Source organism: Seleniivibrio woodruffii (assembly GCF_029267515.1).
Lineage (GTDB): Bacteria > Chrysiogenota > Deferribacteres > Deferribacterales > Geovibrionaceae > Seleniivibrio > Seleniivibrio woodruffii_A.
Genome location: NZ_JAJUIS010000005.1, coordinates 68,498 through 88,134, shown reverse-complemented (window position 1 = coordinate 88,134; position 19,637 = coordinate 68,498). Strand labels below are relative to the sequence as shown.

Genomic DNA, 19,637 nt, shown 5'->3' with positions numbered 1-19,637 from the left:
ACAGCGGGTGTACAAAGCACCCGCTTTTTTTAATCCCCGTCTTTTAATTAAATAATTCGTAAAAAGTAGAATTTTACCATGGCAAAATTATAAATGTATGCTATTTTTTAAATAGATATGTTTATTGAATAACCTAATGCGGGTATTTATGAAAAAACACGGAGACAATATTCTTACTCTTCTTTTATTAGCCGTTTTTGCATCTGGCGGGGTAGTTGCGTATTTCTTTATTTACAGCAGACAGATATCCGGTGACCTTGTTTTTTATTTCTCTGGCTTGCTTGTTTTTGCCATTCTTGTCCTCTTCCTTAAATACCGCAGAGAGATTGCAAACAAAAAGTTAACAGCCGTTCTTTCAATAGTGGAGTCTGTCGGCAGTATCGGCAGTTTCGAGCTGAGTATGGAAACGGAAAACTTCTATCTGTCAGATAAATCCGCTTCTTTTCTGGGACTTGGCGGTAAAAAGGATGTTTCGTCTTTAACTTTTATAGATGCCGTGGCGGAGGACGAAAGAACCTCCGTTTACGATTTCATCTTCGTTCAATGCGCGCATTTTGGAAAGAATATTCTGATTTACTTTGCAACAGCAAAAGACAAAAGGCTTTTAAAGTTAACCGGCGTGCCTGTTTTTTGTAAGAAGGGTACTGTCAGAGGCGTGCAGGGGCTTCTTGAAGATGTTACGGAGCAGGTTAAGGCGAAGCAGGAACGCGAGATGCTGTTCCGGCAGTCTCGCGACGGCATAGCCATACTGGATATGGAGACATATTTCATAGACGTTAATGGTGCATATGAACTTATGACAGGTTACACCCGTGATGAGCTTCTTTCAAAATCCTGTTTTGAGCTGACACATGAAGATGACCTGTCCGCCACGATGGAGATGATGAAGACGCTCATGGCAAAAGGTTATTACGATATGTTTGAAAAACGCTGCATCCGCAAGGACGGCACGTTTGTAAGTGTCCAGATGAACCTGACCATGCTCCCAAACGCAACTATCATGGTGACAACCAGAGATGTTTCGGAAATCAAGGTTTACCGTGACAGACTGGAAGACAGCGAAAAACATCTCCGACAGCTTTTTGAAGCGTCGCCTATCCCATTATGCCTTATTGATGACAGAAGCAAGCCTATTCTGGTGAATAAAATGTTCACGGAGATATTCGGTTATGAGCTTGGGGACATGGATGCCGTTAAAACATGGTGGAATCTGGCATTTCCTGATGAAGGGTACCGGAACCACTCCAGAGACAGATGGAAGGAATATACAGCAAAAATCATTAAGGGTGAAAATGCTCATCCGATTCAGGCGACTGTTACCTGCAAAAACGGTATGACAAAAGAGATAGTTTTTCTGTATTCAGTGATAGACGATATGGGCATAATAGCATTTTACGATATCACAGAAAGGGTTGAGTCGGAAAAGAGGCTTCAGGAATATATATCTATAGTTGACGGGAACGTTCTGGTTGTACGTTCTGACGAAAATGCGGATATGACCTCTGTCAGTACGGCTTTCTGCCGTCTTTTCGGTTATACGGAAGAGGAACTCATCGGGAAACCGGCTATGATGATCAACCATGAGGAGTTTCTCAGAGACGTTCAGCCGATCGTCATGGAGACCATTCTTTCCGGCAGGATATGGAACGGAGAGATAAAAAAAGTTACGAAGAGCGGCGACATAGTCTGGGTTCAGAGCATGATACAGCCGGTATTCAAAAACGGCGTGCGCACCGGTTTTCTTTCAATATCAACTGATGTTACGGATAAAAAACGTATAGAGATACTCTCTGTTACAGATAAACTTACGGGAATTTACAACCGCATAAGGCTTGACGAGGTTTTGAGTGCGGAATTTGTACGTTTCAAGAGATACGGACAAAGTTACTCTGTCATTATGTTTGACATTGACTATTTTAAAAAGGTGAACGACACCTACGGGCACCTTGCAGGAGACGAAGTGCTGAAATCCCTCGCCCGTCTTGTTAAGCAGGCTATCAGGGAATCGGACATCTTCGGGCGCTGGGGCGGCGAGGAGTTCCTTGTTATCTGCTGCGGAACGGATATCAGCGGGGCGCACAATCTTGCGGAGAAATTAAGACAAAAGGTTGAAATGTTCTCTTTTCCCGCTGTGGACAGACTCACCTGCAGTTTCGGTGTTGCGCAGGTTGACGATTCAGGAACGGATAATATGGTTAAACGGGCGGACGAGGCTTTGTACAGGGCGAAGCAGAACGGACGCAACAGGGTTGAAATATGAAAATTCTTACTATTTACGCGACAAAATACGGTTCCACGGAAACGGTTGCAGGGTGGATAAACGAACGGTTCATCCTCGGCGGGCATACAGCCGAATGTAAAAACGTTGCCGGAAATCCCGAATGCGGAGGTTACGATGCCGTTCTGCTCGGTTCCGGCATATATTCACACAAATTCCTTTCAGAGATGGAACAGTACATAGCTTCTAATATAGATGCGCTTATGCTTACCAAAACCGCACTTTTCGGTGTTGCCATGCGCACTGAGACTTTTTTCCGCAGGGGAAACGCATACGGCGGGACCGTAATGCTTGAAAGATACGGGGCAATGCTGGGACAGAGGTGCGTCGCGGGAAGGATTCTCGGCGGAGAGATGATATTTGAAAAGCTGTCGGAAACGGATAAGCACAGGCTGGAGAAGTTCTATCATTCGATTGCGCTGAGCGAGTCGGAGCAGGCGACCAGAAAGCACCCGCGCACAATGCTTAACAAGGCGCAGTGCTGGGATTTTGCGGAAGAGGTCATAGACTGTCTTGGGAAGGTTTAAAAAGGGATATGCGGTTTCTGCCGCTGTTTTTGGCTATGTATAACTGCTCGTCAGCTATTCTGTAAACGTATGAAAACTGCGTATCCTCGGAGGAAACGCAGAAAACTCCCACGGAACAGGTTATTCTGCCGTTAATGCCGTGGACGTGTTCAATTCCCGCTTTTTCTATATTCTCGCGGAGTTTTTCCGCCGTCTGTCCGGCTTCATCCTCGGAATCAGCCATGAAAAGAACGACAAACTCCTCGCCTCCTATGCGGAAAACTGAGTCGTTAGTTCGTCTGAAACTGTGGGTGAGCACCTGCGCAACCTTTCTAAGCACTTCATCTCCCATGTGATGACCATAGAAGTCGTTGTATTTCTTGAAGAAATCCACATCCAGAATCATAAACACCAGAAGTTTTTTCTCCTCTATGCAGTTTTTCAGTTTTTTCTCATAGGTGGCAAGCAGAACACGTCTGTTGTAAAGTCCTGTCAGCTCATCGATTACAGCCAGATTCTCAAGCTCTTCATTCTTCTTTTCAAGCTCTTTTGTGCGCTCGGAAACCAGAGACTCAAGCACTCTGTTTGTCTTGTCCTTCATATCGATAAGTTCCTGCTGCGCGCGGATTGTCTGACTTCGAAGGCTGTTTATGCGGTATGAAAGCAGCCATGAAAGGAGTATAGCCTCCGCAACACAGCCGAAAAAGTAGGCGTTGCGGGTGAACAGGGTATACTCTGTCCTGCCGAGCAGCAGCATGGACGATATGAAAATTGTTACAATAGAGATTCCCACAGCAATGAAATAATACCATGCGGAGTGGATTCGCTTCATAATGGCGGCGATGCTGAGAACAGCCATCGCCACGGACGTTATCTGAACGAAGGGGGTTTGCAGAAAAAGGGTCTCTTTCATCCCGAAAACAAGGGCGGCGGCAATGCCCGAAACATCTATAAAGATAATTGCATTGAATATCTTATGGAATACAGGCAGGTGTTTTTTAGTTTCAAGAACCTGCTGAGTGAAGAGCAGGAGAAATACGCTCATCATATATACGCTGATGAAAAGATTCGTGCGCATGTCGCCGTAAAAGCCGTACATGTCTATGACAAATCCGGTCTGTGCCTGCATGAAGATAACGGCGCTGATGACATATATGAAGTAATAGACATATTCCCGCGAGCGGAGACTCAGATAGATAAAAAGGTTGTAAAAGGCTATTGCAAGCATTGCTCCTGTCAGCAGGGAAAGAAGGAAAAGCCTGAGTTTTTCGTTGTGCTGAAATTCTGAATCGGTGCGTATCTGGAGGTTTATGACGCATGGAGTTTTCGTTTCCGTGCGCACATATATGTCTGTTCTGCCCTTGCCTTCGTTTTTCAGAACACTTACTGCTCCGTGATAAAACACCTCTTTTTTATCGGCTGGGACATAAACGCCGTCTCTGGTCGTTTTAATCAGTTTTCCGGAGCTGAACTGAAAAAAATCAACTCTGTCAAACATAAACCCGTCTTCCAGCAGAATGTACCGCAGAATGGGCTTATCGGATTCGGATGTAACGGAAATCCTGAACCAGTGAGGCTCCCGCGTATATCCGAGTGAGAAGCGGTCGGGCATGGGGGTGAATTTTGACGAGTCGAGAGCTTTCGGGTCTTTGACAGAAGAATCGCCCGTATAAAGGTACACCGTGCTGTCGTCGCTGTCGTTGCTGCCGTCTGTTATAACATCTGCAAAAGCGGGCAGGGCGGCTGTTAACACCAGAAGAAAAATATAGAAGTATTTATACATAAAACTCCGTTAACAATTGTGACATAATACAGCCGACAGTCAACGGAAATCAGACTATTTTACAATTTTTCTAAATCTGCTTTAAGCGCATCAATTGCGCGTTTTGCGTATGCTGCTTTTTTCTCTTTTTTATCGCGTATGCGGTGTTCGAACTGGGGTACCATCCCGAAATGGAAGTTACTGGGAACGTATTCTTTTTTGTTCTCTGCAAGTTCTCCTGAGACATGGCGTGCGAGCGCACCCAGAGCCGTCAGCTCCGAAAATCCTTTAAAATCAGGATTTACGAGTGAGAATGCTGCGAGAAGCCCGCTTGCAGCCGATTCCATATAGCCTTCCACACCGGTTATCTGTCCCGCGAAGTAAAGCTGTTCGTCACCTTTAACTCGGAAACAGCGGTCAAGCGCCTTCGGTGCGTGGATATAAGTGTTTCTGTGTATGCTGCCGTATCGGAGAAATTCTGCGTTCTCAAGTCCCGGAATAAGCCCGAAGACACGTTTCTGTTCGCTTATTTTCATTTTTGTCTGACAGCCGACGAGATTGTAAGCTGTACCCTCTTTATTCTCCATGCGCATCTGGAGAACAGCGGCGTATTTTTCGTTTGTATCGGGGTGGCGAAGCCCGACGGGACGGAATGGTCCGAACGTCAGGGTCTTTATGCCCCGCGCCGCCATCTCTTCAATGGGCATACAGCCTTCGTAAACGTTGAGCTTTTCGAAATCTTCAAATGCAACTTTGTCGGAAGCCACGAGTTCGTTATAAAAATGCTCATACTGTTCTTTATTCATGCCGATGTTCAGATAGTCGTTGTCGCCTTTTTCCCAGCGGCTTTTGAAGAACGCCCGGCTCATGTCTATGCTGTCTTTTGATATAACGGGGGCTATGGCATCGAAAAAGTACAGTCCGCCGCCGAACCGCGACTTAATCTGCTGCGCGAAAGCATCGCTGGTCAAAGGACCTGTGGCGATGATGCAGGGGCGGTCTGCGGGTATTTCGGTTATCTCTTTTTCTATGACGGTGATGTTTGGATGGTTGCGTATGATGCTGTCAAGCTCCGCCGCGAAGTTTTCTCTGTCAACGGCGAGGGCGTTTCCTGCCGGAACGGAAGTTTTATCCGCCGCGCGCAGAACAACGCTGCCTATAAGGCGCATTTCACTTTTCAGAAGTCCGCTGGAGGTGTCTTCCGCTGTGCTTTTAAGGGAGTTTGAACAGACAAGTTCGCCGAGAAATTTTGTCTCGTGGGCAGGAGTCATAGCGGATGGTCTCATTTCATACATGACCACCTGAAAGCCTCTTTCGGCAAGAAAAAAGGCGGACTCGCATCCGGCAAGCCCGCCGCCGATTATCGTAACTTTTTGCATTATTTTACAGTGATGGTTCCGTCTTCAAGAACCTTTGTGGATTTGATATTTTTACATTCAGGATAGCCTGTGCACGCAAAAAATCTGCCTCTGGGACCTTTGCGCAGAGCCATCTTTTTGCCGCATTTTTCACATACCACATTTTCGTCAACTTTGTCGGTATGGGGCATTATCTCCCCTGTTTCAGTAACCTTCATGTTCGCTGTGAAATCGCACTGGGGATAGTTGGAACAGCCGATGAACATGCCGTTACGTCCCGCTTTAACGGTTAGCTTGTTTCCGCATTTGGGGCACGGAACAGCCGCTTCCTCACCGGTTGCGAGGATCTTTATGGAACCGTCGGCAAGTTTGACGTAGTTCTTTATGTTCTTACATTCAGGGTATCCCGGACATGCCAGAACTTTTCCGAATCGGGTGGATTTAAACACCATCTCTCTGCCGCATTTTTCACACTCGATGCCGCTGGGTTCGTCGCCCTGTTTCTCTGTGAGGCGGAATGTTCCGTCCTCAAGCCTTTCGTAGTTAGAGGTGAATTTGCAGTCAGGGTAGGACGTACATGCGGCGAAAGAGCCGTTGCGCCCGTGTTTGATTATGAGTTCCTTGCCACATATGGGGCATTTCAGATCGAGTTTCAGGTCAACGGTGAATTTTTTCTCCGCCTTTGTCAGTTCCGGTTTGAATTTTTTGAAGAAATTCTCCAGAACGCCCTTCCATGTGTTTTTGCCCTCTTCAACGCCATCAAGTTCTTCTTCCATGTTCGCTGTGAATTTGGTGGCGAAGAACTTGTCGAAGTTTGCAAGGAGAAGGCTCCATACAACGCGTCCAAGCTCTGTGGGCTTGAAGCGTTTTTCAACCATTTCTGCATACTCACGGTCAATGAGAGTTGAAATGATGGATGCGTATGTGCTGGGTCGCCCGATGCCTTCCTGTTCAAGGGTTTTAACAAGGGTTGCTTCGGAATAGCGTGCCGGCGGCTGAGTGAACATCTGCTTGCTGTCATGCTTTGTGGCTTTCAGCTTTTCGCCTGCGGCTGTTTCGAAGATTATCTCCTGATCCTTCTCTGCGGTTTCGTCCGTTCCCTCGATGTAAAGGGTGCGGAAACCGGGGAATTTGATAACCTTGCCCTGAGATTTAAGCCCGTACGCGCCGTTATTTATGTTTATTGTGTTCTGGTCATAGATAGCGTCAGCCATGTTGCTGGCAACGAATCTGTCCCATATGAGTTTGTAGAGTCTGTACTGGTCGTTGTCCAGTTTGCTTTTGACGCTTTCCGGCGTACGCAGAACGGACGTGGGGCGGATAGCCTCGTGGGCATCCTGAACGTTCTTCTTTTTCGCCGCCGTTTTTGTGCCTTTTGAGAGGAATTTTTCGCCGAACTCCTTTTTAACGTATTCCGCCGCCTCTGCCTGAGCTTCGGGGGATATCCTTGTTGAGTCGGTACGCATATAGGTGATGAGACCCACGGGACCCTCTTTTCCGAGGTCAACACCCTCGTAAAGTCTCTGAGCCACCATCATTGTTTTTTTAGCGGAGAAGTTCAGCTTGCGGCTGGCTTCCTGCTGGAGCTTGGATGTTATGAAGGGCAGGGGAGCCTTTTCCGGCACCTCTTTTTTCAGAACGTCGGCGACTATATATTCGCCTGCTTTCAGTTCAGCAAGAACCGTTTTGGCTTCCTCTTCGTTTTCGACCTTATATTTTTTGTCGTCTTTCTTTTCCAGTCTGGCTTTCAGCTTGCCCTGTTCCTTCTTGTCGAAGGTAACGTCGATGAGCCAGTATTCTTCGGGTTTGAACTTTTCTATCTCCTCTTCGCGCTCAACGAGCAGGCGAAGGGCGACGGATTGAACGCGTCCCGCGGAAAGACCGTATTTCAGGGGTTTCCAGAGCAGTGGGCTTACGAGATATCCCACGAGGCGGTCAAGGATACGGCGCGCCTGCTGTGCATTCACGCGGTTTTCGTTGACAGGACCCGTGTGTTTGATACCTTCTTCGATACCCTTTTTAGTGATTTCGTTGAAGAGAACGCGGTGTATCTTCTGCGCATTTTTTTTACCAAGCTCTTCGGCTATGTGCCATGCTATGGCTTCCCCTTCGCGGTCGGGGTCAGGCGCGAGATAGATTGTTTCGGCAACGTTGGCTTCTTTCTTCAGGTCGTCTATGACCTTCTTTTTGCCTTTGATGACAGAGTATTTCGGTTCGAAACCATTTTCGATGTCCACGCCGAGATCTTTTGCGGGCAGGTCTTTTACATGCCCGACGCTGGCGAGAACCTTAAAGTCTTTTCCGAGGTATTTTTCGATTGTCCTTGCTTTCGCAGGTGATTCCACAATAACTAGATTTTTCGGCATTTATATTCCCGTATCAGTGCAGGTATTCCTCTTCGTCCTCAACACCGGAAGCGTAGAGGGATTTTCTCTCCATAAGGGAGTACAGCACGAGATTTTTAACAGTTTCCACGTCCACCTTGAAAGCCTCGGAGGTCATGGCGTTTTCTATTACATCTTCCAGTCCCAGCGGATCAAGGATACCTGTCAGATGGAGTTTCTGAAGGTAGCTTATGGCGTCGGCACTGAGCATGTTCTTTTCTTTTTTCGTAAAAACGCGGAACCAGATGTTTCCGTCAAAGTTGCTGATATCCAGCACGGTCATCACCTGTCTGATAACGTGGTCGTCGAACCCTGTATTAAATAAATAATCTTTTATGCTTTTTTCACTGATCTTGTCGCTGGATTCCAGAAAGTCAATCACGAGATTAAGAGCTATGACTATTTTGTCCATAGTTTCCTCCGGCAGCCCGGTACTTACCGTCGATTTCCCTGATAACATAACCCTCAAGCTCCATCTGCACAAGGCTTATTGTGACACTGCCGATATCCATCCCTGAAAGGGTGCTGAGTTCATCCGGGTTCAGCATACCATTCTCTAGTAACGAATAGAGTCTCGCGTCATCTGGGTTACCAAACTGTAGCCTAACAGGTTCGGGCTTGTCAACCTCTTTAAGACCGTCGATGCGGTAGCGCAGTTCATCCAGAATGTCGTAATAGCTCTCTGTAAGCCGTGCCCCGTCCTTTATGAGTTTGTTTGTCGCACAATTTTTTGACATTGGAAAGGCGGGAACAGCGTATACCTCTCGCCCCTGTTCACCGGCATAGCGGGCGGTTATCAGGCTGCCGCTGCGTGCGGATGCCTCGACAACCACAACGCCGTGGGACATGCCGCTGATGATGCGATTTCTCTGGGGAAAATTACCAGCCAGTGCAGGCATGTCGGAGAAAAACTCCGTAACGATGCAGCCGCTTTTAAGCACCGTCGGCTCATACCGTTTGTTCGCCTCCGGATAGAAATTGTTTATCCCGCAGCCCATTACGGCGGTGGTCAGACCTTTGTTTATTGCGCCGGCATGGGCGTATACGTCTATGCCGTGTGCAAACCCGCTGACCACGTTGAAACCGACCTCTGCCAGATCCTGCGACAGCTTCTTTGCAAAATCGCAAGCCTGTCTGGTGGCGTTACGGGAACCGACAACGGCTATGGACGGCTTTAACAGCGCCTCGCGTCTTCCGCGGACGAAGAGAAGAGCTGGTGCGCCCTCGGTCTCCCGCAGAAGAGGCGGATACTCGGCATCGTCTATGCAGATGATGTCCGCCTGCTTTTTGTCGGCGGATTCAAACTCACGCTCAAGGAGTTTTTCGTCAATATCGGCGGTAATGATGTTCTCCGCCGTCTCCTTTTTTATCCCCAGTCCCGTCAGCGAGCCGAAATCCAGTGAGAACGCACCCTCAAGGCTTCCGCAGGCGGCATATATCCTTGATATCGCCTGATCGGTTATCCCTCTGACGCATTTCAGCTTTAATGTGTTGACGGCTTTAGAGCTTATCAATTCATTATTCCGTTATGTACGCCGTGAGCAGTTTTATGCACGGATAAACCGCCTCATCGGGCACTCTATATTCTTTGTTGTGCAGAGGCGGCTGATATCCGCCTGTGGCTACGCCCTGCCATACGAAAGCGCCGGGCACTTTTTCAAGATAGAACGCGAAATCCTCTCCGCCCATGCTCTTTGTATCGAAACCGGATACGGGAATATTCTGTTCTGTGCAGACCTGACGGAGCCTGTCCACAAGTCCCTTATCGCACCTGACAGGGGGCGTGCCGTCGCTGATGTTCATTTCACAGGTTACGCCGTAAAACTCCTCAATGGCTTTCAGGCGTGTGCGCATTGCTTTTTCTATCAATACTTTTACTGCAGGGTCGAAGTGGCGGAAAGTGCCGTGCAGTTCCACCGTTTCCGGCAGAATGTTTGAAGCCGTGCCGCCGTTTATCATGCCGAAAGAGATAAGCCCTGTCTCCACAGGGTCTTTCAGTCGGGAGATAATGGTCTGACAGGACATCACATACTCACATGCGGCGGTCACGGTATCCGTTCCGAGGTTAGGATGCGCTGCGTGGGTAGATTTGCCATTTATCTTTATTTCAAAATGGTTTGAGCCTGCCATGCAGTCCCCTGCGATGAGCGCCACGGAGCCGAGTTCAGCATCGGGTCCGGTGTGGGTTGCGAATATCTCGCTGACATCTTCAAGGCATCCAGCCTCTATCATGGTGACAGCTCCGCCGATAACCTCTTCCGCGGGTTGGAAAATATAGCGGATGTTGTATCTGAGTTTATCTTTATTCGCGGACGCGTAATCCAGAACGCCCAGCAGTGTGGTCATGTTCGCATGATGTCCGCAAAGGTGCCTGTATTCTGTCTTTTCGGCGTTGAACGGGAGTGCGTCCATATCCGAGCGCAGGGCAACGGTCTTCTCTCTGCCAGCGTCTATGGTGCCGAAAATCCCCGTGCCGACGGTTTTGTAACCTGTCAGCCCCATACCGTTCAGACGGGATTTTATATATTCGGAGGTCTTATGCTCCTGAAATGAAGGCTCCGCCCTCTCGAAAAGTTCTTTTAGGTCTGTCTGTGCCTGTTTTGCATTAATTGCATCCATGAAACTCTGTTCTCCGCAAAGACGTGCTGTTGTCTCTGCGTAGAGCGCAGCGACGCGGCAGTCTAAAATTTTTATCTATAATACCCACCCTGAGTTTTAATTTAAATACCTATTTATAATTTCTTCATTTTTGCTTAATATAATCTGATGGACAGCATCAACCTTCTGAAAAAACTCCCGAAAATGGATAAGATACTGAGTGATGAGCGATTTGCCGGTTTCGGCCGTGTGATTCTGAAAGAGGCGGCAACGCGTGCTGTGGCGGATGCGCGCATTCAGGCTGAAAAGGGCAAGGAACCTGATATCCAAGGCATTATCGAACATACGGAAAAGATATACCGCGATATTGAAAAGGGAAGCCTGCGGCGCGTCATAAACGCCACCGGAGTCCCAATACATACGAATCTTGGGCGCTCGCCCCTGCCCGAATGTGCCGCTGACGAGCTGAAAGAGCTGGTGTGCGGTTACTCCAATCTGGAATATGACACAGAGAGCGGAAAACGGGGAGACAGGTATCATCACGTTTCCGAATATCTGCGTATGCTCACCGGTGCGGAGGATGCCGTTGTTGTAAACAACAATGCTTCAGCCGTGTTTCTGGTGCTGAACACATTTGCCAAAGGTAAAGAGGCGGTTGTCAGCCGAGGCGAACTGGTGGAAATAGGCGGTTCGTTCCGCGTGCCGGACGTTATGAAACAGAGCGGTGCGAAGATGGTTGAAGTGGGCACAACCAACAAGACCCGCAAGGCGGACTATGACAATGCAGTTACGCAGAAAACCGCCGTTATGATGAAGGTACACAGGAGCAATTACGAGATAGTCGGCTTCTCTGAAGAAGCCTCTCTTGCGGACGTCGCACAGTCCGCCCGTGAAGCGGGATGCGTGTCATATTACGATGCGGGGAGCGGGCAGTTCATAAAGCATCTGCCGGATGAGATATGCCGTGACAGAACCATTCCGGAAGACATTGCGTCCGGTTTCGACCTCGTGTCGTTCAGCGGAGATAAGATGACGGGGGGCTGTCAGGCGGGAATAATCGTCGGTAAGAAGCATCTGATAAACAAAATCAAAAAAAATCAGCTCATGCGTATGCTGCGTGTGGATAAAATGACTCTCGCCGTTCTGCAATCGGTTTTTAGGCTATATCTGACTGGTATATATAATGAAATTCCGGCACAGCGCATGATATCCGAGAGTATAGAGAGTATAGGTCTTAGGGCGGCGAAACTTGCTGCGCTCACAGGCGGCGAGATAATCGCCACAAAATCCACAGTGGGCGGCGGAAGCTGTCCCCTTGCGGAAATGAAGTCCTTCGGCGTTGCCGTCAAGATAAAAGGGATGTCGGAGTCCTCTCTGGACAGGCATCTGCGCCGCTGGGAAACTCCAATAATAGCCCGTGTGGGTGAACGTGTATATTTTGACGTGAGAACCCTTGACGAAAAAGATTTCGGTATCATTTTAGATGCGCTGGGTGCTTTAAAATGAAAAAGAACATAATAATGGGAACCGCCGGACACATTGACCACGGCAAATCCTCACTCATAAAGGCACTTACGGGCAAAGACCCGGACAGGCTGGTACAGGAGAAACAGAAAGGCATAACCATTGAGCTTGGCTATGCCGGGCTGGAGCTTGAAACGGCTCTGGTGTCCTTCATCGACGTTCCCGGACACGAAAAACTCGTGAAGACCATGATATCAGGTTCCGTAGGGTTCGATTCAGCTCTCTTCTGCATTGACGGGCGCGAGGGCATAATGCCCCAGACCCGTGAGCATTTCAGCATTATAGACACCATCGGCGTAAAATATGCCGTTGCGGCTGTGACCATGACTGACAAATGTACAGAGGAAGAGATTGAGCGGACGGAAGCCGCAGTAAGGGAACTTTTCGAAGGCGGAGGAGTGGCTTTGACGGCGGTTGTACGCACTTCGATACACGACCCGCAGTCCATAGAGGCGCTTAAACAGGCTGTTTCAGACTGTGCGGTGCGCGTTATGCCGAAAACACAGAACAGATGCTATGTTATGCGCGTGGACAGGGTTTTCAACATAAAGGGACATGGCACTGTGGTAACGGGCACGTCGCTTTTCGGAAAAATAGCCGTTGAGAACATCGTCTATAACCTCAGAACCGGAGGAAAGGCGCGCGTCAAAGGGATTCAGGTGCACGAGCGGTTCGCGGAAAAATCTGTTGCAGGACAGCGAACGGCTCTCAATCTGCCGGATTTCTCCGCAGAGGATATAAAACGCGGAGACATCATCTCTGAAAACAGCAAGATTACGGATACAAACGGTATATACGCAGTTATAAAGGCGTTCGGCGGCTGCCCGGATTCCGGTCTTATCCGCCACAACAAAACCTATCCGGTCATTCTCGGATCGGAGACCTATGAAGGGCGCGTCATATTTTACGATGAAAAAGTGCTTGAGGAGTCGCACGAAACTATATGTTTCATAAAGCTGGATAAACCGGCAACAGCCTTTTTTAACGAACCGTTCGTAATCCGTTCCTCCAGTCCGCAGAGAAGCGTCGCTGGCGGCAGGGTGCTTGGACTTGAGCAGACATATCCCGACAGAAAAGCCAGCCGTGAGATAATAGAGCATATGAGCCGCTATGACTACGATGCAGCTATACGATCCATAATGAAAATATACGCCTGCGGCTTTAACATGAACGAACCAATACAGTTTTCAGGTCTTTTCCGGAACGAGCTTGCTGAAAAGCTGGCTCAGCTTAATATTGTCAACTACTACGGCTTCCTGATGGATGCCGGAATGATAGATTCGTTCGTCAAGGGGTCGCTGGACAGGCTGAAAGAACGGGGAACACTCGCCATAAACACTCTTAAACTCGACTGCACCCTGCCGGAACAGGTGCGGCACGACATTGTCAACCGCATAATTGAAAGCGGGCAGAAGCTGGGCTATATCTTCGACGGGCATATGCTGAAACTTAACTTCAAAGACCCGTTTCAGGACGATGCCATGATGGTGCTTGCCGCTATGAAGCAGGAGGCGGGACTTTCCAATCCTGTGCTGATAGCCGGAAAAACCGGCATGAGTGAGGAAAAGGTTCAGAAATGCCTGCTTTATCTGTGCAACAGAAGCCTTGCAAGGCGGGTGGACAAGAACGTTTACCTGACGATGGAGCTTATAAATAACTTCACGGAAAAAGCAGAGGCTGAGGCTGCAAAAAACGGCGGGGTTGATATAAACCGCATGAAAGAGTGCTTTGATCTGCCGCGCAAACTGCTGATACCTCTGATGGAACAGCTTGATAAATCGGGGCTTTTCATAAACCGCGGCAACACGAGGATACTTAAAAACAGATGAGCTTTAAACTTGTTTCAGAATACGAAATGGCGGGCGACCAGCCGGAGGCTGTACGTCAGTTGGTTGCAAATTACAACGACGGAGCCAACGCGCAGGTGCTTCTCGGTGTCACCGGTTCGGGTAAAACCTATACCATGGCGAACGTTATTCAGCAGCTTGACGTGCCAACCCTAATAATTGCCCACAACAAGACCCTGGCGGCGCAGCTCTATGGTGAATTTAAAAAATTCTTTCCGGAAAATGCTGTGGAATACTTCGTCAGCTACTACGACTATTACCAGCCGGAAGCCTATAAACCCCAGACGGATACGTTCATAGAGAAGGATTCGTCCATAAACGAGGACATCGATAAGCTGCGCCACAGCGCCACCAGAAGCCTTCTGGAACGCCGCGACGTGGTTATCGTCGCTTCCGTTTCCTGCATCTACGGTCTCGGTTCGCCTGAGGCATATTCCGGTATGCTGGTTGTGCTTGAGGTTAACGACACAGTGGAGATTGACAGCGTGCTTTCAAAACTGGTTGAGATACAGTACGACCGAAATGATTACGACTTTCACCGCGGAACATACCGCATGAAAGGCGACACGCTGGAAGTGTTTCCCGCCCACGAGGACAGCGTTGCATACCGAATAGAGTTTTTCGGTGACGAGGTGGACAGGATATCCGAGTTTGACCCGCTGACAGGCAAGACCATCCGCAACCGTCCCAAGATTGCTATCTATCCCAACACCCACTATGTTACCACAGCCGTCAGCCGTGACGATGCCATTGCGCAGATAAAAAGCGAGCTTGCAGTGCGCTGCACCCAGCTTGATAATGAAAATAAAATCCTTGAAAGCCAGCGCCTTACACAGCGCACCATGTTCGATATCGAAATGATAATGGAAACGGGCTATTGCAGCGGTATTGAAAACTATTCACGGTTTTTCGAGAACCGGAAGCCCGGCGACGCGCCCCCCACGCTTCTGAGCTATCTGCCAAAGGACGCACTTGTCATCATAGACGAATCACACATGACAGTTCCGCAGATACGCGGCATGTACAACGGCGACCGCAGCCGCAAGACCACTCTGGTGGAATACGGCTTCCGTCTGCCCGCTGCGCTTGACAACAGACCTTTGAAATTTGAGGAGTTCCGCGAACGGGTGCACCGCGTGATGTATGTTTCCGCAACACCGGACGCTTATGAGATGGAAGATTCGCATGGGCTTCTTGCGGAACAGATTATCCGCCCCACAGGGCTTATTGATCCGCCCATAGACGTCCGACCTTCCAGAAGCCAGGTGGACGACCTTTATGCCGAGGTGGTGAAAGTTACTGCCGATGGCGGGCGGGTGCTTGTCACCACTCTTACCAAGCGCATGGCGGAGGAGCTTACGAAATATTACGACGGTATGGGCGTTCGGGTGAAATATCTCCACTCGGACATCGATACCATCGAAAGGATAAAAATACTGCGGTCGCTCAGAATGGGCGAATTTGACGTTCTGGTGGGCATCAACCTTCTGCGGGAGGGTCTTGACCTGCCCGAAGTTTCTCTTGTCGCCGTTCTGGATGCGGACAAGGAAGGATTTCTACGCTCCTCCAAGGCTCTTATCCAGACTGTCGGACGAGCCGCGCGTAACGTTAACGGACGCGCCATCTTCTATGCGGACACAATCACCCGCTCAATGCAGTCCGCAATGGATGAAACAGCCCGCAGAAGGGCGAAACAGCAGAAGTACAACGAGGAAAACGGCATCACTCCGCAGACAGTTAAGAACGAGATAACAAACATTCTTGAATCTATTTATGAAAAGGATTATGTAACGGTTGATATTGATACGGATATAGGTATAACATTATCGGGGAATAAAGAAAAAGATATTGAAAAGCTGAAAAAGCAGATGCAGGAACACGCCAAAAATCTTGAATTTGAAAAGGCGGCGAAGATACGCGACATGCTTTTTGAGCTTTCCGTGAAATAGAGGACACCCTTATATGAAATTCAATTTAAAAGAGTTCGACTTTAAAAGCCTCACGGCTGGGCAGATTATTCTTGCTGCCGTTCTGGCAGTGCTTGCCGTCTGCCTTCTCGGTGCGATTGCCCTTGCGGTTTATTTCTTTATGATGAGCCGCGAACTTCCTTCCACCGAGGAACTGAAAAATTACAAATATAAAATGCCGACAATGATCTATGATCGCAACGGCAAACAGATAGCCGAGCTTGGCGAGGAACGGAGATACCCTGTTACTCTGGACAAAATACCCGAAAACCTGCAAAACGCTGTTGTAGCCGTTGAGGATGCACGTTTTTATGAACACGGCGGCGTTGATATGATGGGCATCATGCGCGCGTTCGTAACTAATATCCGTGCAGGAAGGGTTGTTGAGGGCGGAAGTACGCTGACCCAGCAGCTCGTAAAAATTCTCTATCTCACACCCGAAAAGAAACTGAAAAGAAAGGTTAAAGAGCAGATACTTGCTTATAAAATCGATAAGGCGCTCTCTAAAAAGGAAATACTTCTGATGTACCTTAATCAGGTCTATTTCGGAAGGGGAGCATACGGAGTTCAGGCTGCGGCGCAGAACTATTTCGGAAAGGACGTTGCCGACCTGACCCTTGCTGAATGTGCTATGATAGCCGGTATACCGAAAGCCCCCGGCATCTATGCCCCGCACCTCGGGCTTGAAAAATCCATAAAACGCCGCAACCACGTCCTTTACCGCATGGCGGAAGTTGGCTACATCACAGAGGCTCAGTATAAGGAAGCAGCAAGAGAAATGCCGGTCATAGTTGATAAGGTACCGCCCAAAAACCTCCTTGCAGGCTATTTTGTGGATTACGTTAAAAAATATCTTTCCGCTTCGGAGAATCTTGAAGATATAGACAACTCCGGTATGGCTATTTACACCACCCTTGATCTTGACATGCAGATGAAGGCGGAAGAGGCGGTTAAGGATAACCTGCTGGAACTCTCCGAGCAGACCGGATATTACGGACCCGTCGCAAAATTTCTGACGGAAAACGGTGATCTCAGCAAACAGCTTAAAATGGATAAGACCTATCTTGCGGAGCTTGAGTTTGAAAAAGCGCTGGTAACAAAGGTAACTCAGTCTGTTGCATACATAACCACGCTTTCCGAGGAGTCCGAACTCCGGATTGAAGATTGCCGCTGGGCAAGACCCGCCGAAGGGAAAGGCGGCAGACTGAATAATTTCTCTGATATATTTCATGATAATGACATTATATATGTTAAGAAGAAAAACGGACGCTACAGACTGGTGCAGGATCCGCCCCTTGAGGGAGCAATCCTCTCCGTTTCACCCTCAGACGGCGGCATATACGCAATGGTTGGCGGTTTCGACTACAGACGCTCCATGTTCAACAGGGCGTATCAGGCGAAGCGTCAGGCTGGTTCGCTGCTGAAACCCATCGTCTATTCCGCGGCACTTGAAAACGGGATGGACATGATGTCGCAGGTGCTTGACGCCCCCATAGAAAAACAGATAAACGATGAAGGCGAGGTTTGGAAACCCAAAAACTCGTCAGGAGAATATTTCGGAAATACAACACTTAAAGATGCGCTGACCCATTCCCGCAACCTTGTCACCATTAAACTGGCGGAGCAGGTCGGCATCGGCAAGATAATCGACCTCGCACGCAAATTCGGTCTCGAAGGCGAGATGCCCAGAGAGCTTGCCGTCAGTATCGGTTCAGGTTCAGTCACCTTGCAGGAGATGGTGTACGCGTTCAGTGTATTTCCCAACATGGGTGTGAGGTACAAGCCTTATTTTGTTACAAAAATAGTTTATCCCGACGGAAAACTCGTTAAAGAGTTTGCACCATCGGATTCCATCCCCGTTATTAAGGACAGCACCGCACAGATAATCACCGACACGCTTATAAACGTTGTTGATCACGGTACTGGGCGCCGCGCACTCGCCATACCGCGCGTTGTGGGCGGCAAAACAGGAACCACAAACGACAGCAAGGATACATGGTTCGTCGGTTTCATGTCTGACCTTGTTTCCGGTTCGTGGGTCGGTTTCGACGACTTCAAAGCCCTTCCCAGAGGCGCTTCCGGCTCAAACGCCGCCCTGCCTCAATGGGTGCGGTACACGGGAAAGGTTTACACAAAATTCGGAAGGAAGATGTTTCCCGTTGCCAAAGACGTTTCATACTTCCGTGTGGATGCGGAGACAAAGCAGATTACAGACGGTTACAGTGACGAATTCACATTCGAACCCTATGACCGCCCTATGAGCATAACGGAGTAAAGAATATATGAGCGATTGCAGTGTCAATGACCTGAATATCGCCTTTTTCGAGCTGCGCGACGGCAGGGTTACGGATATGAACCCTGCCGCCGAAAAACTTCTGCATCTCGCGTATGAGGCGGGTATCAAAAATTTTAAAAAGATGCTGGCAGACCGTATTGCCGCCGGCGATGTAAGCATCAGGCTTCAGCACAGAGAGTTCGGAATCAAGGTTATTACGCCTTCAACTCCGCTCAGGGTACTGGTTTTCGGGCTGGATGAGTTCCGCCCAAGTCTGGAGGAGCTTTTTGACATCAGCTCTTTCCAGCACGAGATGAAGAACCCCCTGACCGTCATTGACGGCACATCCCAGCTTATCCTCGCAAAGGCTTCCGACGACTATATCAAAAAATGTGCGGGGATAATCCTTAACGAAACACAGCGCATAAAGCACATGCTCCAGAACATCAGGCTCCTTTCAGGTATGGTTCTCGAATATGCAGAGTTTGAGGTCAAGAGCTTCCTCGAAGAGATGCTGAACTCGCTGTCCGTCCTCTTTCCCGACATAAAACTGTCCGTTCAGGTGGAACCGAACCTTAGCTCCGTTTATGCGGATAAAAAAAAGCTGTTCATGGCTGTAAACAACATACTGAAAAACGCATGTGAAGCACAGAAATCCGGTCAGGTCGCCCTGCATATAGGGCTGGACCCCACTATAAAATATGTGTGCAAAGCCAGCGGACAGGCAGTGCCTATGATGAAGATATCCATAAGCGACACTGGGTCTGGCATACCGGAAGAGACGCTTACAAAGCTGTTCACTCCGTTTTTTACGACAAAGAACAGAGGAACAGGGCTTGGGCTGGTCATAGCCAAAGAGATAACCGAGAAGCATAAGGGCAGGATTGAGGTGCAGTCTACTATGGGCATGGGGACGACCTTTAGTATATACATCCCCATGATAAAACCTTAATCGCCGCTTTTATGCATCGCATTACGTCGTCAGTTTTTTCTCGGAACTGCTCACATACTTACGTGTATGCTCGCAGCCCTTTCGGAAAAACTTCCTTGTACTGCTTGCATTAAAACGGCGATACCTAAAATTGCTGCTGACTTAATTAAAGACGAGACTGCTTCACCCCTAAACGGGTTTGCAGAG

Annotated in this window: 13 protein-coding genes; 7 read left to right on the top strand and 6 right to left on the bottom strand. The window is 48.7% G+C overall.

The window, feature by feature from the left end:
* Nucleotides 1-148: 148 nt before the first annotated feature.
* Both Q7P67_RS06875 and Q7P67_RS06870 read left to right on the top strand, forming a co-directional pair.
* Entirely contained in the window at nucleotides 149-2,260 is a 2,112-nt protein-coding gene (locus tag Q7P67_RS06875; protein ID WP_303851218.1) for a sensor domain-containing diguanylate cyclase, read from the top strand.
* Nucleotides 2,257-2,805 (top strand): flavodoxin domain-containing protein, encoded by a 549-nt coding sequence (locus Q7P67_RS06870; RefSeq protein WP_303851217.1) that lies wholly within the window; start codon nucleotides 2,257-2,259, stop codon nucleotides 2,803-2,805. Before Q7P67_RS06875 ends, Q7P67_RS06870 begins: the two co-directional genes overlap by 4 nt.
* Here the strand turns inward: Q7P67_RS06870 and Q7P67_RS06865 are convergent.
* The 6 genes from Q7P67_RS06865 to Q7P67_RS06840 are packed head-to-tail and all read right to left on the bottom strand — an operon-like array spanning nucleotide 2,780 to nucleotide 10,907.
* Nucleotides 2,780-4,567: a diguanylate cyclase gene (locus Q7P67_RS06865; protein WP_303851216.1), complete on the bottom strand. Its 1,788-nt coding sequence runs from the start codon at nucleotides 4,565-4,567 to the stop codon at nucleotides 2,780-2,782. The two genes, Q7P67_RS06870 and Q7P67_RS06865, sit on opposite strands and share 26 nt — an antisense overlap.
* A gap of 59 nt (nucleotides 4,568-4,626) precedes the next feature.
* The gene (gene trmFO / locus Q7P67_RS06860) at nucleotides 4,627-5,925 is read right to left on the bottom strand and encodes a methylenetetrahydrofolate--tRNA-(uracil(54)-C(5))-methyltransferase (FADH(2)-oxidizing) TrmFO (RefSeq protein ID WP_303851215.1); all 1,299 of its coding nucleotides are present in this window, start codon (nucleotides 5,923-5,925) and stop codon (nucleotides 4,627-4,629) included.
* Nucleotides 5,925-8,270 (bottom strand): type I DNA topoisomerase, encoded by a 2,346-nt coding sequence (gene topA / locus Q7P67_RS06855; protein WP_303851213.1) that lies wholly within the window; start codon nucleotides 8,268-8,270, stop codon nucleotides 5,925-5,927. The genes trmFO and topA overlap by 1 nt, the downstream gene beginning before the upstream one ends.
* Nucleotides 8,271-8,283: 13 nt before the next feature.
* The gene (locus tag Q7P67_RS06850) at nucleotides 8,284-8,700 is read right to left on the bottom strand and encodes a DUF494 family protein (protein WP_303851211.1); all 417 of its coding nucleotides are present in this window, start codon (nucleotides 8,698-8,700) and stop codon (nucleotides 8,284-8,286) included.
* A complete protein-coding gene (gene dprA / locus Q7P67_RS06845) occupies nucleotides 8,675-9,802 on the bottom strand; it encodes a DNA-processing protein DprA (protein ID WP_303851210.1) in 1,128 nt (375 codons plus the stop codon). Before dprA ends, Q7P67_RS06850 begins: the two co-directional genes overlap by 26 nt.
* Before the next feature lie 4 nt (nucleotides 9,803-9,806).
* Nucleotides 9,807-10,907 (bottom strand): M20 family metallopeptidase, encoded by a 1,101-nt coding sequence (locus Q7P67_RS06840; protein ID WP_303851209.1) that lies wholly within the window; start codon nucleotides 10,905-10,907, stop codon nucleotides 9,807-9,809.
* 147 nt (nucleotides 10,908-11,054) lie between these two features.
* On the opposite strand from Q7P67_RS06840, the gene selA reads away from it, so the two are divergent.
* Genes selA through Q7P67_RS06815 form a run of 5 tightly spaced genes read left to right on the top strand, consistent with a single transcriptional unit; the run spans nucleotide 11,055 to nucleotide 19,451 of the window.
* On the top strand, nucleotides 11,055-12,392 hold the full coding sequence (selA, locus tag Q7P67_RS06835) for an L-seryl-tRNA(Sec) selenium transferase (protein ID WP_303851207.1): 1,338 nt from the start codon (nucleotides 11,055-11,057) through the stop codon (nucleotides 12,390-12,392).
* A complete protein-coding gene (gene selB / locus Q7P67_RS06830; protein ID WP_303851206.1) occupies nucleotides 12,389-14,239 on the top strand; it encodes a selenocysteine-specific translation elongation factor in 1,851 nt (616 codons plus the stop codon). Before selA ends, selB begins: the two co-directional genes overlap by 4 nt.
* Entirely contained in the window at nucleotides 14,236-16,206 is a 1,971-nt protein-coding gene (gene uvrB, locus Q7P67_RS06825; RefSeq protein ID WP_303851205.1) for an excinuclease ABC subunit UvrB, read from the top strand. The genes selB and uvrB overlap by 4 nt, the downstream gene beginning before the upstream one ends.
* A gap of 13 nt (nucleotides 16,207-16,219) precedes the next feature.
* Nucleotides 16,220-18,499 carry a penicillin-binding protein 1A gene (locus tag Q7P67_RS06820; protein WP_303851204.1) on the top strand — a complete coding sequence of 760 codons (2,280 nt, stop codon included), beginning with the start codon at nucleotides 16,220-16,222 and terminating at the stop codon, nucleotides 18,497-18,499.
* Nucleotides 18,500-18,506: 7 nt separating this feature from the next.
* Entirely contained in the window at nucleotides 18,507-19,451 is a 945-nt protein-coding gene (locus Q7P67_RS06815) for a nitrogen regulation protein NR(II) (RefSeq protein ID WP_303851203.1), read from the top strand.
* Nucleotides 19,452-19,637 lie beyond the last annotated feature (186 nt).

Excerpts from the sequence above, each read along its gene's own strand:
- selA (WP_303851207.1), top strand. The coding sequence starts at position 11,055 with ATGGACAGCATCAACCTTCTGAAAAAACTCCCGAAAATGGATAAGATA.
- uvrB (WP_303851205.1), top strand. The coding sequence starts at position 14,236 with ATGAGCTTTAAACTTGTTTCAGAATACGAAATGGCGGGCGACCAGCCG.
- Q7P67_RS06820 (WP_303851204.1), top strand. The coding sequence starts at position 16,220 with ATGAAATTCAATTTAAAAGAGTTCGACTTTAAAAGCCTCACGGCTGGG.
- selB (WP_303851206.1), top strand. The coding sequence starts at position 12,389 with ATGAAAAAGAACATAATAATGGGAACCGCCGGACACATTGACCACGGC.
- trmFO (WP_303851215.1), bottom strand. The coding sequence starts at position 5,925 with ATGCAAAAAGTTACGATAATCGGCGGCGGGCTTGCCGGATGCGAGTCC.
- Q7P67_RS06870 (WP_303851217.1), top strand. The coding sequence starts at position 2,257 with ATGAAAATTCTTACTATTTACGCGACAAAATACGGTTCCACGGAAACG.
- Q7P67_RS06850 (WP_303851211.1), bottom strand. The coding sequence starts at position 8,700 with ATGGACAAAATAGTCATAGCTCTTAATCTCGTGATTGACTTTCTGGAA.
- Q7P67_RS06865 (WP_303851216.1), bottom strand. The coding sequence starts at position 4,567 with ATGTATAAATACTTCTATATTTTTCTTCTGGTGTTAACAGCCGCCCTG.
- Q7P67_RS06840 (WP_303851209.1), bottom strand. The coding sequence starts at position 10,907 with ATGGATGCAATTAATGCAAAACAGGCACAGACAGACCTAAAAGAACTT.
- Q7P67_RS06815 (WP_303851203.1), top strand. The coding sequence starts at position 18,507 with ATGAGCGATTGCAGTGTCAATGACCTGAATATCGCCTTTTTCGAGCTG.
- Q7P67_RS06875 (WP_303851218.1), top strand. The coding sequence starts at position 149 with ATGAAAAAACACGGAGACAATATTCTTACTCTTCTTTTATTAGCCGTT.
- topA (WP_303851213.1), bottom strand. The coding sequence starts at position 8,270 with ATGCCGAAAAATCTAGTTATTGTGGAATCACCTGCGAAAGCAAGGACA.